This window comes from Janthinobacterium sp. JF4 (genome assembly GCF_059617925.1).
The window spans coordinates 18,180-33,459 of record NZ_JCAQAV010000021.1 but is presented as its reverse complement, the minus strand read 5'-3'; the positions used below and the strand labels follow the sequence as shown (position 1 = coordinate 33,459).

General features: G+C 62.7%; 14 protein-coding genes. 6 read left to right on the top strand and 8 right to left on the bottom strand.

The annotated features are described in order from the left end of the window. Positions 1-110 precede the first annotated feature (110 nt). Positions 111-689, top strand: a complete 579-nt coding sequence (locus AC54AF_RS16495; protein WP_496637414.1) for a hypothetical protein — start codon at positions 111-113, stop codon at positions 687-689. Positions 690-757: 68 nt separating this feature from the next. On the opposite strand, the gene AC54AF_RS16490 is transcribed toward AC54AF_RS16495, so the two are convergent. The 6 genes from AC54AF_RS16490 to purB all read right to left on the bottom strand — a co-directional run bounded on the left by AC54AF_RS16490 (position 758) and on the right by purB (position 6,943). Next, a complete protein-coding gene (locus AC54AF_RS16490; protein ID WP_496637413.1) occupies positions 758-2,911 on the bottom strand; it encodes a S46 family peptidase in 2,154 nt (717 codons plus the stop codon). A 306-nt stretch (positions 2,912-3,217) separates the two neighbouring features. Next, positions 3,218-3,487: a GlsB/YeaQ/YmgE family stress response membrane protein gene (locus AC54AF_RS16485; RefSeq protein WP_496637412.1), complete on the bottom strand. Its 270-nt coding sequence runs from the start codon at positions 3,485-3,487 to the stop codon at positions 3,218-3,220. A 165-nt stretch (positions 3,488-3,652) separates the two neighbouring features. Further along, positions 3,653-4,228: a YceI family protein gene (locus tag AC54AF_RS16480; protein ID WP_496637411.1), complete on the bottom strand. Its 576-nt coding sequence runs from the start codon at positions 4,226-4,228 to the stop codon at positions 3,653-3,655. Positions 4,229-4,264: 36 nt separating this feature from the next. Then, positions 4,265-4,819 carry a YceI family protein gene (locus tag AC54AF_RS16475; protein ID WP_496637410.1) on the bottom strand — a complete coding sequence of 185 codons (555 nt, stop codon included), beginning with the start codon at positions 4,817-4,819 and terminating at the stop codon, positions 4,265-4,267. A gap of 34 nt (positions 4,820-4,853) precedes the next feature. Continuing rightward, on the bottom strand, positions 4,854-5,378 hold the full coding sequence (locus AC54AF_RS16470; RefSeq protein WP_496637409.1) for a cytochrome b: 525 nt from the start codon (positions 5,376-5,378) through the stop codon (positions 4,854-4,856). Between the two features lie 185 nt (positions 5,379-5,563). Beyond that, entirely contained in the window at positions 5,564-6,943 is a 1,380-nt protein-coding gene (gene purB, locus AC54AF_RS16465; RefSeq protein ID WP_496637408.1) for an adenylosuccinate lyase, read from the bottom strand. Between the two features lie 277 nt (positions 6,944-7,220). Here purB and AC54AF_RS16460 point away from each other — a divergent pair, with 277 nt between their 5' ends. Both AC54AF_RS16460 and AC54AF_RS16455 read left to right on the top strand, forming a co-directional pair. Then, positions 7,221-7,835, top strand: a complete 615-nt coding sequence (locus AC54AF_RS16460; RefSeq protein ID WP_131386932.1) for a glutathione S-transferase N-terminal domain-containing protein — start codon at positions 7,221-7,223, stop codon at positions 7,833-7,835. 7 nt (positions 7,836-7,842) lie between these two features. Then, on the top strand, positions 7,843-8,871 hold the full coding sequence (locus tag AC54AF_RS16455) for a LacI family DNA-binding transcriptional regulator (RefSeq protein WP_496637407.1): 1,029 nt from the start codon (positions 7,843-7,845) through the stop codon (positions 8,869-8,871). A gap of 40 nt (positions 8,872-8,911) precedes the next feature. On the opposite strand, the gene AC54AF_RS16450 is transcribed toward AC54AF_RS16455, so the two are convergent. Further along, the gene (locus AC54AF_RS16450) at positions 8,912-9,034 is read right to left on the bottom strand and encodes a hypothetical protein (RefSeq protein ID WP_496637406.1); all 123 of its coding nucleotides are present in this window, start codon (positions 9,032-9,034) and stop codon (positions 8,912-8,914) included. 149 nt (positions 9,035-9,183) lie between these two features. Between AC54AF_RS16450 and AC54AF_RS16445 the strand changes: the two genes are divergently transcribed. Genes AC54AF_RS16445 through AC54AF_RS16435 form a run of 3 tightly spaced genes read left to right on the top strand, consistent with a single transcriptional unit; the run spans position 9,184 to position 14,681 of the window. Next, positions 9,184-11,478, top strand: coding sequence for a TonB-dependent receptor (locus tag AC54AF_RS16445; RefSeq protein ID WP_496637405.1), 2,295 nt, complete (start codon positions 9,184-9,186; stop codon positions 11,476-11,478). 15 nt (positions 11,479-11,493) lie between these two features. After that, the gene (locus AC54AF_RS16440) at positions 11,494-13,356 is read left to right on the top strand and encodes an alpha-amylase family glycosyl hydrolase (RefSeq protein ID WP_496637404.1); all 1,863 of its coding nucleotides are present in this window, start codon (positions 11,494-11,496) and stop codon (positions 13,354-13,356) included. Continuing rightward, the gene (locus AC54AF_RS16435; protein WP_496637403.1) at positions 13,353-14,681 is read left to right on the top strand and encodes an MFS transporter; all 1,329 of its coding nucleotides are present in this window, start codon (positions 13,353-13,355) and stop codon (positions 14,679-14,681) included. Before AC54AF_RS16440 ends, AC54AF_RS16435 begins: the two co-directional genes overlap by 4 nt. Positions 14,682-14,736: 55 nt before the next feature. Here the strand turns inward: AC54AF_RS16435 and bfr are convergent, their stop codons facing one another. Next, entirely contained in the window at positions 14,737-15,213 is a 477-nt protein-coding gene (bfr, locus tag AC54AF_RS16430) for a bacterioferritin (protein ID WP_034745609.1), read from the bottom strand. Positions 15,214-15,280 lie beyond the last annotated feature (67 nt).

Genomic DNA, 15,280 nt, shown 5'->3' with positions numbered 1-15,280 from the left:
TACGCCCGCTAGGGGCCAATTGTAGCACCGGCGCTCCTGCCTTGAGGCGCCGCAGGGACTGGCGGCAATACTTGTGTTATGAATACGTTTCACGCGCGAGGGGAGGCGGCATGGGCAAGGCAGTGATGGCAGCGCTGGCGGCGCTGGCGTGGTGGGCTTGCCTGGCGGCGCAGGCGGCGCCGCTGCGCTTGCCGGCGGACAAGGGACCGGTGGCGCAGGGCGGGTCCGTCACGGCTAGCGCGCAGGGGGCCCTGATACGCTACCGCGGCTGGTTGCTGGCCGTCGATGGCGCCGTGCCGGAAGAACGGCCTGACATCGTGCTGACGTCGGCCGATGCGCGCCACGCGCCGCAGTTGCGGATCGCTTCCACGCAGCGCAGTTTGTCCCTGTGGTCAGCTTGCGAGCTCGTCAAGGGAAGCGCGCGCCTGCGCATCACGGCGCTGCCGGGGCCGGATGACATGCCCGCGCTGCTGCTGGACTTTGGCGATGGCGACTACCGCATCGTGATTCCCGCCGCGCCCATAGCCCCGCAAGGCTATCCGCTGCTGGCGCAGCGCTTTCCCGGCGCCGACCTGGCCTTGCTGTTGCAGGATGGCCGGAGGGTCATGCTGCCGCTGGGAAGTGGTCGCGTACAGGTGTTTGGCGCGGAGCAAGCCGTGCCTTACCGCTTTGCCAAAGTAAAACGCTAGACGAAAAAAAGCCACTCCCGCAGGAGTGGCTCAGGCTAAAGCGCCCGTTGCCGGGTTATTGCTTCTTGTTATTCAGCGCCCATTTCTTTCAGCAGGTTGTCTGCGTGGTCGATGTGTTTCATGTTCCACAGCATGTAGCGCAGGTCAACCTGGATCGAACGGGTGTTGGCCTTGTTGTAATCCCAATCGGAAATGATCGAGTCCAGCGTGCCGTCGAAGGCCAGGCCGATGAATTCGCCTTTGGCGTTCAGGGCTGCCGAACCGGAGTTGCCGCCGGTGATGTCCAGGGTGGCCAGGTAGTCGACCGGCACGGTTTTCAGCTTCGGATCGACGAATTTACCGAAGTCCTTGGCTTTGATCGCGGCCAGTTGGTTTGCCGGTGCGTTGAATTCGCCCTGGCCCGTTGCCTTGGCGGCGACGCCATTGACGGTGGTGAAGGCAGTCCAGGTGGTGCCGTCGGCGCCATGGTCACGGCCGGCCACTTTGCCGAAGGTCACGCGCAAGGTGCTGTTGGCATCAGGGTAGACGGCTTGGCCCTTGCTCTTCATGAAGGCGATCTTTGCTTTCATGTAGTTGGCGTAGGCTTGCTGGATCTTGCCTGCCAGTTCTTCGTCTTCCGCTTCGTTTTTCAGCGAATCGGGATACATGGCGACGGCGGCCTGGATGAAGCTGTCCTTGCTGGCCTGGAATTCGGCTGGCGTGCGTTTCAGCCATGCTGCGCGCTCGGCCTTGTCGGCCAGCTTGCTGCCCGCATACAGTTTGTCCAGGGCGGCGGACAGGTCGGCTGGCGACATGCCATCCTTGATGCCGATGGCGGCGTCGAAGCTGGCGCGGCGTTGGGCGGCCGGTTGCGCGGCGTACTTGGTCAGGCTGTTCAGTACCAGCGCCTTGTCGACTTTTTCATCGTAGGTGCGTTCGACCGAGGTGATGCCCGCTTCCAGGCGCGGCAAATCGCGCGTCTGGTAGCCGGACTTGCGTTCCGTATCGGCCTTGGTGCCTTCGTTCGACAGGCGGTACAGGCTGCGTGCCGTGTTCAGCAGGCGTGGCTGTGCGTAGCTGAGGAAGAAATCGCGCTTGGTGTCGGCATCGCGCTCGGCGATCAGCTTTTCCACTTGCTCGATGTCGCCGGCAAATTCGGCCTTGCGTGCAGGATTGGCGTTGACCCACGCTTTCAGGGCGTCGTGTTCCGTCGTCTTGCGCGCCAGGAAGTCGCTGCCGGCGTACGAGTCCAGCATGCCTTGGCGGTTCTTGTAGTAATTGTTCACGCCAGCGACCTGACCCGCGTACTTCAGGGCAACATCCTTGTTGTCACGGGTTTCGCGCGCGATGATAGCCAGGGTTTCGCCCGATGCTTTCACGAAGGCCGGGTAGTTCCAGTCGAACGTGTACGCCACTTCCGATGGCAGGCGGTGACGGTTGGTGCGGCCAGGGTAGCCCAGGACCATCACGAAATCGCCCTCTTTCAAGCCATCCTTGGCCAGTTTCAGCACGTGTTTTGGTTGGTAAGGCACGTTGTCCTTGCTGAAGTCGGCAGCTTTGCCGTCGCGGCTGACATAGGCGCGGTAGAAACCGTAGTCGCCCGTGTGGCGTGGCCACATCCAGTTGTCGGTGTCGCCGCCGAATTTACCCACGCCCGCTGGTGGCGCGTGTACCAGGCGCACGTCGCGGATTTCCAGTTGCTTGATCAGGTAGAACTCCAGGCCGCCGTAGTAGGCCGACACGGTGCAGCGGAAACCGGCTTCTTTTTCGCATTCGGCGACCAGTTTCTTCTGATTTTTCTCGATCGCGTCGATGCGAGCCTTGCCTTGCAGCTTGGCCACGTCGGCGGTGATGATCTTGTCGCTGACATTGGTCACAGCCGAGGTGACGAAGATGCGGCTGCCTGGGGCGGCCGGCAATTCTTCAGCGAAGGTCTTGGCCAGGAAACCGTTGGCCAGCAAATCGCGCTCCTTGGTCGAATTGACCGCCACGCTGTTGTAGACGCAATGGTGGTTGGTGGCAACCAGGCCTTGTGGCGAGACAAACGAGGCCGAGCAACCGCCCAGGCTGACGATGGCGCCCATCGGGAACTCGGTCAGTTTGGTCAGGGTGGTCGGATCGAGTTTCAGTCCGGCCGCTTTCAGTTCCTTGGCTACTTGTGGCAGCTGTTGGGGCATCCACATGCCTTCGTCGGCGTGTGCGAAGTTGCTCAGGATGGCGAGCGCGATGAGAGATTTTTTCATTCGAGTTCTGTTCTTTTACATTGTAGGGAAGTCGGAATCAGCGGAGTACCCGCTGATTGTGCAGCGGGCGACCTAGAGTATCCGTATCGGACTCGTACTAGTCAATCACATTTTCCGGGCAGCATGTTCGCATGTGCTTGCTTGAATGGCATGGTTTTGGGCGGCGTAGGGGATGAAACCGGCTGCCAATGCGCATTTTTCCCTGCGAAGGCTGTGGTATTGTCCATACAATTGTTCTGGCAGCAATGAAAAATGGCCGGGCGCTTGCGCGGACCGGCCACTTGCTCTGCGCTGCTTTTTGCCTGCTTAGCGTATTTTGCCGCGGCGCAAAAGATTCACGATGCCCAGCAGGATCACGGCGCCCAGGAACGAGACCAGCAGCGAAGCCAGGCTGAAATTGTCGCTATTGATGGTGCCCGTGCCGAACAGGGGCGCCAGCAGCCAGCCGCCCAGGAAGGCCCCCACGATGCCGACGATGATATTGAGGAAGATGCCTTGTTGTGCATCCGTTTTCATGACCATGCTGGCCAGCCAGCCGATGACGCCGCCAATAACGATCCAGATAATGAAATTCATGTAGTCCTCCGCGCGATGGGTGAGTAGGGTGCCATGTCAGAACAACATCATGCCGATGGATAGTGATGCCGCACGATAGAAAAGTCCAGCGGATTTGCGCTGCGCATGCAAAAGCCCGCCTGGCTGCGGGCAGCGAGGCGGGCTTGTCATGCGGCAAGGCCGTGTTTAGTCGGCCTTGATGGCTTCCACCTGGATGGCCAGCTTGACTTCCGGCGAGAATGCCGGCATGCCGTAGTTCAGGCCAAAGTCGCTGCGCTTGAATTCCGCCGTGGCATCGGCGCCGCACACTTCGCGCTTGTAGCGCGGGTGCATGATGCACTTGAATTTGCTCACGTTCAGCTTGACGGGCTTGGTCACGCCCAGCAGGGTCAGTTCGCCATCGACTTCCACCAGCTGCTCGCCGTTGAACTTGAACGATGTGCTCTTGTAGGTGATCTGCGGGAATTTCTCGACGTTGAACATGTCCGCTTTTTTCGCGTGCGTGTTCATGGCGTCGAGGCCGAAATCGATCGAATCGGCATCGATGACGAGGTCCAGGCTGCCCTTCTTGGCGGCGCGGTCCAGGGTCACGGTTCCCTTGGTCTTGTTGAATTTGCCGCGCCAGACGGACATGCCCATGTGATCGGCTTCAAAGCTGGGGAAAGTGTGCGTCGGGTCGAGGTTGTAGGTGTCGGTAGCGGCCATGGCCGAACCCGCGCCGGCGGCTGCCAGCACGGCGATCATCAAGTGCTTGAATTTCATTGAGTTCCTAGAGTTAAACAACGAGAAATAAAACGATTATTGGGCGGCAACGTGGAATTTAATCGTGACCTCGTCGGCGACCATGCTCGTGTCTTTCCACTCGCCTTCGCCGATGTTGTAGGTCAGGCGCTTGATCGGCAGGGCGCCGTCGAACGCATATTTGCCGCCATCGGCTTTCACCGCCAGGGGGAAGGTCACGTCGGTGGTCTTGCCTTTGATGCTCAGCTTGCCGCTGACCGTCAGCTTGCCGGCGCCGGCGGCCTTGATGCTGCTCGAGACAAAGGTGGCTTTCGGGAACTGGGCCGAGTTGAACCATTCTTTCTTGGCCACTTCCTTGTTGTACTCGGGGTCGCCGATATCGATGCTGGCCGTGTCGATTTCCACCGACGCTTTCGAGGCGTCCGGCGTGGCCGGGTTGTAATCGATGGCGATATTGAATTTCTTGAACTTCGCTTCCACGGGCACGTTCATTTGCTTGAACACGGCCGACACGCTGGTTTTGGCGGGATCGACTTTCAGCAGGGTGGCGGCGGTGGCGGCCACGGACAGCCCCAGCAGGGAAGCGAGGACGAGGCGTTGGGTGTTTTTCATCTTATTTTTCCTGTGTTTCAGTGAGCAAGGGACGTTAAGGCAGCATGCGCTTGAGTACGCCGTCGCGGTCGATGAACTGGTGCTTCAGCGCCGCCAGCACATGGGCGGCCACGGCGGCGGCCATCGTCATGTTCAGAACATAATGAATCTCTTTTAAAAGTGGCTTAAGTTCCGGGTTCGGCGCCATGATGACGGGCAGCTGGAACAGGCCCAGGTAGACCACGGGCACGCCGGCGGCCAGCGTGTACAGGTAGCCGGAGACGGGCACGGCGAAGATCAGGATATACAGCAGCACGTGCATGGCGTCGGCCGCCTTCTTTTGCCACGCAACCATGCTGGCCGGGTGCGGTGGCGGTACGTTCGCCTTGCGCCACAGCAGGCGGATGGCGGCGATGGCCAGCACGGTCACGCCCAGCCATTTATGCCAGGAAAAATATTTGAGCTTGGTGGGCGTCAGGCCGGGAATATCGGTCATGACCAGGCCCATGATGAAGGCGCTGATGATCAGCAGGGCGGTCAGCCAGTGCAGGATGATGGCGGTGATGGTGTAGCGTTGCATCGACGGCTTTCTTGAAAGTAGTACGTATTAGGACTAATTCGGCCTAATATACCAAAGAAAAGCAAATTGCGCTGCGTGCTGCAGATTCTACAAGAAAGATTGCCGGAAAAACCGCGGGGCGGGCAGCATTTGTGTGCTGGCCGCCCCGCAGGAGTGGGATAGCATGATCCCCGTGTGGAAACTGCTTAGATGGCTTTGGCCAATTGCGCCGCGATACCGATGTAGTTGCCTGGCGTCATGGTCAAGAGCACGTCCTTGGCATCCTGCGGAATGGCCAGGCCATTGACGAAGGTTTGCAGCGCTTCTTTCGAGATGCCTTTGCCGCGCGTCAGCTCTTTCAGCTGCTCGTACGGATTTTCGATGCCATAGCGGCGCATCACGGTTTGTACGGGCTCGGCCAGCACTTCCCACGTCGCGTCCAAGTCTTGCGCCAGGCGCGCGTGGTTCACTTCCAGCTTGTTCAGGCCGCGCAGGCAGCTGTCATAGGCCAGCAGGGTGTAGCCCAGGCCTACGCCGATATTGCGCAGCACGGTCGAATCGGTCAGGTCGCGCTGCATGCGCGAGACGGGCAGCTTTTCCGACAGGTGTTTCAGCATGGCGTTGGCCAGGCCCAGGTTGCCTTCCGAGTTTTCGAAGTCGATCGGGTTGACCTTGTGCGGCATGGTCGACGAACCGATTTCGCCCGCTTTCAGTTTTTGCTTGAAGTAGCCCAGCGAGACATACGTCCAGATGTCGCGGTTCAGGTCCAGCAGAATCGTATTGGCGCGCGCGAAGGCGTCGAACAGTTCGGCCATGTAGTCGTGCGGCTCGATCTGGATGGTGTACGGATTGAACACCAGGCCCAGGCGCTGTTCGATGACGGCCTGCGAGAATGCCGGCCAGTCGAAGCCGGGGTAGGCCGACAGGTGGGCGTTGTAGTTGCCGACGGCGCCATTCATCTTGCCGAGGATTTCCACTTGCTCGATGCGTTTCACGGCGCGCTGCAAGCGGGCCACGACGTTGGCAAATTCCTTGCCCAGGGTGGTCGGGCTGGCCGTCTGGCCGTGCGTGCGCGACAGCATCGGCACGTCGGCGTTGTCGTGCGCGATCTGCGTGAGCTTGGTCACCAGGCCGTTCAATGCTGGCAGCATCACGCCATCGCGCGCGGCTTTCAGCATCATGCCGTGCGAGGTGTTGTTGATGTCTTCCGAGGTGCAGGCGAAATGGATGAATTCCGATGCCGCCACCAGTTCCGGCACGTCCGCCACTTGTTCCTTCAGCCAGTATTCGACGGCCTTGACGTCATGGTTGGTGACCGCTTCGATGGCCTTGATGCGGGCCGCGTCGGCTTCCGAAAAGTCGGCCGCCATCTTGTCGAGCAGGGCGCTCGCTTCTGCCGAGAATGGCTTGATTTCAGCGAAACCGGCTTGCGACAGCGCTTGCAGCCAGGAGATTTCCACTTTCACGCGGTGGTGCATGAAACCGGCTTCGGACAGGATCGGGCGCAGCAGATCGGTCTTGCTGGCGTAGCGGCCATCGAGCGGAGACAGGGCCGACAGCGTGGAATACGGAGGTGTAGAAGTCATGAGAGCGGACGCAAGTTAAAGAAACGGTTGGCGTGTGGCGCGCGGGGAGGGCAGGCCTATTGCAATACAGCAACAATGACGGCGCCACAGTAAAGGGCGATTTTACCACCGCTGGCCGCTTGCCAGCCGTCCGTGGGCCGCCGGCGCACCGCAATCTGGCCGAATTGGTCCCCGATGCGGCGTGCCTGCCACACCCGAGCGACCGTCGGGCGCGTGCTGCCAAATACGGCTGGCGCCGATGCTATACTGCTTGCTGCTCCTTTACCTTAAAGTACCTATGAAACTGATCGGTTCCCTCGCCAGCCCGTATGTCCGCAAAGCCCGTATCGTGCTGGCGGAAAAAAAGCTCGACTATGTCTTCGAGCTGGAAAACGTGTGGGTGCCGGAAACCCGCATCGCCCAGGCCAATCCGCTGGGCAAGGTGCCTTGCCTGGTGATGGAGGATGGCAGCACCTTGATCGATTCGAAAGTCATCGTCGAATACCTCGACACGCTCACGCCCGTGTGCAAGCTGCTGCCGGCTGGCGGCAATGGCCGCGAGCGGGCCGATATCAAGAACTGGGAAGCGCTGGCCGACGGCATCCTCGACGCGGGCGTGCTGGTGCGCCTGGAGCGCACGCAGCGCCCGCCCGAGCAGCAAAGCGCGGCCTGGATCGCGCGCCAGCTCGACAAAATCACGCTGGGCCTGGCGGCGCTGGAAGCACGCCTGGGCGAGAGCGCGTATTGCGCCGGCAAGAACTACACGCTGGCCGACGTGGCCGTGGGCTGCGCCCTGGGCTGGCTCAGCTTCCGCTTCCCGGAGATCGACTGGCGCGCGGAGCATCCGGCGCTGGCGCGCCTGTTCGACAAACTGTCCGAGCGGCCTTCGTTCAAGGACACCGCGCCGCAGTGAGCGCACCATGACCGGTACTGATTCGAAGGCGCAGCAACGCCTGCAGATGGCCGATATTGCGCGCCTGGCCGGCGTGTCCACGTCCACCGTGTCGCGCGCGCTGAGCGGCAGTTCGCTGGTCAACGAAGAGACGCGCGCGCGCGTCATCGCGCTGGCCCGTTCGCTCAAGTATTCCATCAATATCGGCGCGCAGAACCTGCGCCTGAAACAGAACCGCACGGTGGGCGTGGTGGTGCCGTATGACGCGGCTACGCGCCAGCACCTGTCCGATCCCTTCTTCCTCAGCATGCTGGGCAGCCTGGCCGATGCGCTGACGGAGCAGGGCTTCGACATGCTCATTTCGCGCGTAGATGCCGAAACGCTCGATGCGGCCGCCCAGTCCTTCGATAGCGGCCGCGTGATCGGCATCATCCTGATCGGCCAGTGGCGCCACCATGAACAACTGAACCAGCTGGCCGCGCGCCAGGTGCCCATCGTCGTGTGGGGCGCGCAATTGCCGCAGCAGCTGTATTGCACTGTCGGCGGCGACAACGTCGCCGGCGGCAGGCTGGCCACGCAACACTTGCTGGCGGCGGGGCGCACGCGCATCGCCTTCTTTGGCGACGCCAAGCTGCCCGAAGTGGCGCAGCGCCACCAGGGCTATGCGCAGGCGCTGGCCGCGCAGGGCCTGGCGCCGGACCCGCAACTGTATGTGGCCGGCTCCTTCCTGCCGCAGGGGGGCGCGACGGACGTGCAGGAACTGCTGGACCGCCAATTGCCGTTTGACGCCATCTTTGCCTGCAGCGACCTGCTGGCCATGAGCGCCATCAGCGCCCTGCGCGCGCGCGGCGTGGCCGTGCCGGAGCAGGTGGCCGTGGTCGGCTACGACGATATCGAACTGGCCGCGTATTTCCATCCGCCTTTGACCACCGTGCGCCAGCCGATCCGCGCCGCCGGGCGCGCGCTGGTGGCCTCGCTGCTGGCGCTGGTCGATGGCGCGCCTGCGCCATCGCAGCAATTGCCAACCGAGCTGATCGTGCGTGACTCGGGCTGCTGAGGCGGGCATTGTCTAACGGCTGCAACCGATTGCAATAATTTCAAATTTTTCCCTTCATTTCCATGCTGCATAGCAGCATGGAAAACCCTGTTATCGCATCAAACCCCGCCTGTTCCCCTCTTTCCTGCTCGTAGCGTTCTCCTAAAAACAACATAAATTCCATGTTGCACTGCTCGATTGCAATCGATTGCAATAAATTCTTATTCGTTGAATAATGACGTACCGGCTCAGCCCGCGCGCCACGGCATGCAGCGGCCAGGACTCATAACAAGCGGATACCTCGATGTATCGGCATACAACACTGGAGACAAGATGAAGACACGTACTGCTCAACGCGGCTGCATGGCCGCCGCCGTCGCCCTGGCCCTGCTGCAATGGGGCGCCGCCCAGGCGCAATCGGCCAGCGACACCGCCAGCGCCGCTCCCGCCGATGGCCTGAACATGGAACGCATCGTGGTCACGGGCACCACCGGCGGCACGTCCAAAATGAAATCGAGCAATTCCGTCAGCAGCATGGAGCTCGACACCATCCTGCACAGCGCGCCCACCAGCGCCGCCGAAGTCCTGCGCTCGGTACCCGGCTTGCGCGCCGAATCCTCGGGCGGCGAAGGCAATGCCAACATCACCGTGCGCGGCCTGCCCATTTCCGCCGGTGGCGCGCGCTATGTGCAGATCCAGGAAGACGGCTTGCCGGTGCTGCAGTTCGGCGACTTCAATTTCACCACGCCCGACAGCTTCGTCAAGATCGATTCCACGCTCGACCACCTGGAAGTGGTGCGCGGCGGTTCGGCCTCCACCCTGGCCACCAACTCGCCGGGCGGCATCATCAATTTCATCAGCAAGAACGGCATCGAGAAGGGCGGCAGCGTGGCCATCAGCCGCGGCCTGGGCTATGACCAGACAAGGGTCGACTTCGACTATGGCGCGCCCATTTCGGAGCGCACGCGCTTCTTCATCGGCGGCTCCTGGCGCACGGGCGAAGGCATCCGCCACAGTGGCGTCAATAGCGAAAAGGGCGGCCAGATCCGCGGCAATGTCACGCATGAATTCGACAGCGGCTTCGTGCGCCTGTCGTTCAAGCACCTTGACGACCAGTCGCCCACGGCCCTGCCGGTACCGGTCAGCGTGCGCAATGGCCGCATCACGGAAATCGCCGGCATCGACCCGCGCAAGGCCAGTTTCTATTCGCCGTACTGGGTGCCCGACATGGTGCTGAACAAGGATAACCAGCGCGTGGCCACCCGCGTCAACGACGGCTTGCACGTCACAAGCGATACCGTCGGCCTGGAAGCCTCGTTCAAGCTGGGGCAGGGCTGGAGCGTGAGCGAAAACTTCCGCTATGCCGACAATGGGGGCCGCTTCATCGGCGTCTTCCCGTCGAATAATGGCAGCGACGGCAGCTATGTGTTTGCCAGCGGCCCGAATCGGGGCCAGCCGTACACGGGCCGCGCGTTTTCCGCCGTGGTGTTCAATACCTCGATCGATGACGCCAGCAATACCCTGAGCGACACCAAGCTGGCCAAGACGTTTGTTCTGGGCAGCGGCAAGCTGACCACCACGGCCGGCCTGTACCTGTCGCAGCAAAAGCTGGGCCTGACCTGGAACTTCAATGAATACCTGATGCAGGCCACGGGCGACCAGCCGGCGCTGCTGCAGACGGCCAGCGGCACGCCCGGTTACATCGGCCCCGCTTTCGGCGCCTGCTGCTCGCGCGCCGTCGACATGGAATACCGCACGACCTCGCCCTACCTGAACCTGGCCTGGGAAAGCGGCGCGCTGAACCTCGACGGCGGCTTGCGGCGCGACCGCCAGCACGCCAGCGGCACGGCCAATATCGCCACCGGCGCGCAAGCGTATCTGCCGTCGACGGTGCAGCAGGTCGACTACACCCTGGGCCACACGTCATACTCGCTGGGCGCGAACTACAAGCTGCAAGCCAACCTGGCCGTGTTTGCCCGCGTCAGCGAAGGCGTGGCCTTCAATGCCGACCGCATCCTGTTCGGCACGCCGCTCGATGGCAGCGTGCCCGTGGCGATGAACACCGTGCGCCAGCTCGAAGGCGGCGTGAAATGGCGGCAAGGCCCCCTGAGCACCTTCGTCACCGTATTCCAGGCCAAGACCAAGGAAAGCAATTACGAGGCGACCACGCAGCTGCGCACGGCCAACAGCTATGAAGCCAAGGGCGTGGAACTGGAAGCGGCCTACAGCGCCGGCGACTTCCGCATCAATGGCGGATTGACCTTCACGGATGCCGAGATCACGGGCACGGCGCCAGCCGACGTGGCGCTGATCGGCAATACGCCGCGGCGCCAGGCGCGCGTCGTGTACCAGCTCGCGCCCACCTATGAATGGGGGAAGGCCACCCTGGGCGCCAGCCTGGTCGGCACGGGCAAGTCGTGGGGCGACGATGCGCACACGATCACCTTGCCCGCCTACCAGGTGCTCAATGCCTTCGTCAATTATCAGCTGACGCCGCAAATGCAGGTGGCGCTGACGGCGAACAATCTGCTCAACAAGATCGGCTATACGGAAGTCGAGGGCGATGGCCATGCGGCCCGCTCGATCACGGGGCGCGCCGTCAAGGTCAGCCTGAAGTACGCATTTTAAGCAAGGATAGGATTCATGATGTCGATACGCAGCCCTTTGGCGCGCCTGCTGGCGCCGCTCCCCACGCACTTGCGCGACGATGCGGCGCGCCGCTACGCGCGCCAGGAGGCGGTCTTGCTCGACCGCCTGGGCAGCCTGTATGGCCAGCGGCCGGACTTCCTGCCCTGGCTGGGCGACCTGATGGAAAGCGTGGGACGGCTGTACGCGGCGCGCGCACCGGCGCTGCTGCGGCAGGATGCCAAGCGCGAAGCGCAGCCGGATTGGTTTGCCAGCCAGTCCATGCTGGGCTACAGCGCGTATGTGCAGCGCTTCGGCGGCAGCCTGCAAGGCGTGGCCGAACGCATTGCCCACCTGCGTGAACTGGGCGTGACGTATCTGCACTTGCTGCCGTTTTTGCGTGCGCGTGCCGGCGAAAGCGATGGCGGCTTTGCCGTCGCCAGCTTCGACGAAGTCGACCCCGCGCTGGGCAGCAATGCCGACTTGCTGGCGTTGACGTCGCAGCTGCGCGCGGCCGGCATCAGCCTGTGCTCGGACCTGATCCTCAACCACGTGGCCGACGACCATGCGTGGGCGCTGGGCGCCAAGGCCGGCGATCCGCTGCTGCGCGATTTCTTCCACACCTATCCCGACCGCGTGCAGCCGGACCGCTATGAGCAGACCGTGGGCCAGGTATTCCCGCAGGCGGCGCCCGGCAATTTCACCTTCGTGCCAGAGCTCCAGCGCTGGGTCTGGACCACGTTTTATCCGTATCAGTGGGACTTGAACTACGCCAATCCGGCCGTCTTCGCGGCCATGGCTGGCGCCATGCTGGGCCTGGCCAACAAGGGTATCGAGGTGTTCCGCCTCGATTCGACGGCCTTCCTATGGAAGCGCGAAGGCACGGACTGCATGAACCAGCCCGAAGCCCACAGCCTGCTGCAAGCCTTACGGGCGATTGCCGCCATCGTCGCGCCGGGCGTGCTGCTCAAGGCCGAAGCCATCGTGCCGACGCCCAAGCTGCCTGCCTACTTTGGCAGCGATGCGGCGCCCGAATGCCATATCGCCTATCACAGCAGCCTGATGGCCGCCGGCTGGGGCGCGCTGGCGGAGGAAAGCACGGACTTGCTGCAGCAGGTGATCGCCGCCACGCCGCCGCTGCCGCCGGCCGCAAGCTGGCTCAGTTATGTGCGCTGCCACGACGACATCGGCTGGAACGTGCTGCTCAATGAAGCGGGCGCGGACGGGCCGGCGCGCCTGGCGCGCATCGCCCACTTCTTTGCCGGTGCCCCCGGCAGCTATGCGCGCGGCGCCGCCTTCCAGAGCAGCAGCGCCGACAAGGCGCATGGCAGCAACGGCATGGCCGCCTCGCTGGCCGGCCTGGAAAGCGCCGTCACGGTGCAGGAGCAGGAATATGCATTGCGGCGCCTGCTGCTGCTGCATGGCCTGGCCTTGAGCTTTGGCGCCTTGCCGGTGCTGTACATGGGTGATGAACTGGGCATGACCAACGATCACAGCTACACGCAGCGGGCCGACCGGGCGATGGACAGCCGCTGGCTGCAGCGTCCCGCGTTCGACGACAGCCTGCTGGCATGGCGCCACGATGGCGTGAGCGCCAGCGGCCGGCTGTACCTGGCGCTGCGCCAGCTGATCGACGCGCGCGGACGCTTGCCGGCCTTGGCCGCCGCTGCGCCGCGCAGCGTGCTGCCCGCCGACACGCCGGCCGTGCTGGCGCTGCTGCGCGGCGACGCGTTTCTCAACCTGAGCAATTTCAGCGGCGCCAGCCAGCGTTTCACTTTGCCCGCAGGCGAATGGCGCAACAGCCTCGATGGCAGCGTGCTGGCCGGCACCGTGGGCCTGCAGCCATGGCATATGCTGTGGCTGGAAAGGGAACAGTCATGAGCGAGGCCAGCGCGCACCGTCCGCATCTGTCGTTCTGGCAGATCGTCAACATGAATGTCGGATTTTTCGGCATCCAGTTCAGCTTTGGACTGCAGCAGAGCAGCATGAGCCCCATCTACAAATACCTGGGCGCCGATGAAGCGAGCCTGCCGTACCTGTGGCTGGCCGGTCCCATGACGGGGCTGCTCGTGCAACCGCTGATCGGCGCCATGAGCGACCGCACGGTGACGCGCTGGGGGCGCCGCACGCCGTACTTCCTGATCGGCGCCATCCTGTGCAGCCTGGGCCTGCTGGCCATGCCGTTCAGTCCCACCCTGTGGATGGCCGCCAGCCTGCTGTGGATACTCGACGCGGCCAACAACGTGACGATGGAGCCGTACCGCGCCTTTGTCAGCGATAAGCTCGACAAGAAGCAGCACTCGCTGGGTTTTCTCACGCAAAGCGCGTTTACGGGGCTGGGGCAAACGCTGGCCTACCTGACGCCATCGCTGCTGGTCATGCTGGGCATGAACAAGGATGCCGTCAATGGCAGCCATATCCCGCACATCGTCATCGCCGCCTTCCTGATCGGCGCCGTGTTCTCGCTCGCCTCGGTGCTGTGGACGCTGAAGACGACGCCGGAAAACCCGCTCACGGCCAGCGAGCTGGCAGCCATCCGCAGCCGCCCGCCGGGCTGGCGCCACACGCTGGCCGATATCGGCGCGGCCTTGCGCGACATGCCGCCGACGATGAAGCAGCTGGCCCTCGTCAACCTGTTCCAGTGGTATGCCCTGTTCTGCTACTGGCAGTACATTGCCCTGTCGCTGGCGGCGACCCTGTTCCACACGACGGACCCCGCCTCGCAAGGCTTTCGCGACGCGGGCCTGCTGAACGGGCAGGTGGGCGCCTTCTACAATTTCGTCGCCTTTGTCGCCGCCTTTGCGCTGGTGCCCTTCACGCGCCGCTTCGGCCCCAAGCGCATGCACAGCCTGTGCCTGTGCGCAGCCGGCGTGGGCATGCTGAGCATCCCGCTGATCCACAGCCCGGCGCTGCTGTTGCTGCCCATGCTGGGCGTGGGCCTGGCCTGGGCCAGCATCATGGGCAATCCCTACATCATGCTGGCCGGCTGCATTCCGCCCGAGCGCACGGGCGTCTACATGGGCATCTTCAACATGTTCATCGTCATCCCGATGATCATCCAGATCTTTACCTTACCGCTGTATTACCGCAGCTGGCTGGGCGGCAATCCGGAAAACGTCATCCGGCTGGCCGGCGCCCTGCTGCTGTGCGCGGCGGTGGCGGTGCTGTTCGTCAAGCTGCGCCCGCCGCAGACCACAAAGACTTGAGGACGGACGTAAAAAAACCGGCTCTGCCGGTTTTTTTATCTGCCTCGAAGAGAAATTACTCTTCAATCGCCATCTGGCTTTGCAGGTAGTTCTGGATGCCGACTTTGGCGATCAGGTCGATCTGCGTTTCGAGCCAGTCGATATGCTCTTCCGTGTCTTCCAGGATCATCAGGAACAGGTCGCGCGAGACGTAGTCGCCCGCTTTTTCGCTGATGGCGATGCCTTCCTTGACGGTGGCGTGCGCGGCGCGTTCCAGCTTCAAGTCGCATTCCAGCATTTCCGGCGTGTTCTCGCCGATCAGCAGCTTGTGCAGCGCTTGCAGGTTCGGCAGGCCGTCGAGCATCAGGATGCGGTCGATCAGCTTGTCGGCGTGTTTCATTTCGCCGATCGATTCTTCGTATTCCTTCTTGCCCAGCTTCTCCAGGCCCCAGTGCTTGTACATGCGCGCATGCAGGAAGTACTGGTTGATGGCCGACAGTTCGTTGGTGAGCTGTGCGTTGAGCATGCGGATGACTTCTTTATCGCCCTTCATGGGATTCCTTTGTTCTGTTTCGCGTTCGATGATGAAACCGCAGGCTGCTGGCGTTCACTGCCGGGTG

What these genes read in the sequence shown, in the direction of transcription:
- AC54AF_RS16440 (WP_496637404.1), top strand. Translation starts at nt 11,494, where the DNA reads ATGATGTCGATACGCAGCCCTTTGGCGCGCCTGCTGGCGCCGCTCCCC.
- AC54AF_RS16460 (WP_131386932.1), top strand. Translation starts at nt 7,221, where the DNA reads ATGAAACTGATCGGTTCCCTCGCCAGCCCGTATGTCCGCAAAGCCCGT.
- AC54AF_RS16445 (WP_496637405.1), top strand. Translation starts at nt 9,184, where the DNA reads ATGAAGACACGTACTGCTCAACGCGGCTGCATGGCCGCCGCCGTCGCC.
- AC54AF_RS16490 (WP_496637413.1), bottom strand. Translation starts at nt 2,911, where the DNA reads ATGAAAAAATCTCTCATCGCGCTCGCCATCCTGAGCAACTTCGCACAC.
- AC54AF_RS16450 (WP_496637406.1), bottom strand. Translation starts at nt 9,034, where the DNA reads ATGGAATTTATGTTGTTTTTAGGAGAACGCTACGAGCAGGAAAGAGGG.
- AC54AF_RS16480 (WP_496637411.1), bottom strand. Translation starts at nt 4,228, where the DNA reads ATGAAATTCAAGCACTTGATGATCGCCGTGCTGGCAGCCGCCGGCGCG.
- purB (WP_496637408.1), bottom strand. Translation starts at nt 6,943, where the DNA reads ATGACTTCTACACCTCCGTATTCCACGCTGTCGGCCCTGTCTCCGCTC.
- AC54AF_RS16475 (WP_496637410.1), bottom strand. Translation starts at nt 4,819, where the DNA reads ATGAAAAACACCCAACGCCTCGTCCTCGCTTCCCTGCTGGGGCTGTCC.
- AC54AF_RS16435 (WP_496637403.1), top strand. Translation starts at nt 13,353, where the DNA reads ATGAGCGAGGCCAGCGCGCACCGTCCGCATCTGTCGTTCTGGCAGATC.
- bfr (WP_034745609.1), bottom strand. Translation starts at nt 15,213, where the DNA reads ATGAAGGGCGATAAAGAAGTCATCCGCATGCTCAACGCACAGCTCACC.
- AC54AF_RS16485 (WP_496637412.1), bottom strand. Translation starts at nt 3,487, where the DNA reads ATGAATTTCATTATCTGGATCGTTATTGGCGGCGTCATCGGCTGGCTG.
- AC54AF_RS16470 (WP_496637409.1), bottom strand. Translation starts at nt 5,378, where the DNA reads ATGCAACGCTACACCATCACCGCCATCATCCTGCACTGGCTGACCGCC.
- AC54AF_RS16455 (WP_496637407.1), top strand. Translation starts at nt 7,843, where the DNA reads ATGACCGGTACTGATTCGAAGGCGCAGCAACGCCTGCAGATGGCCGAT.
- AC54AF_RS16495 (WP_496637414.1), top strand. Translation starts at nt 111, where the DNA reads ATGGGCAAGGCAGTGATGGCAGCGCTGGCGGCGCTGGCGTGGTGGGCT.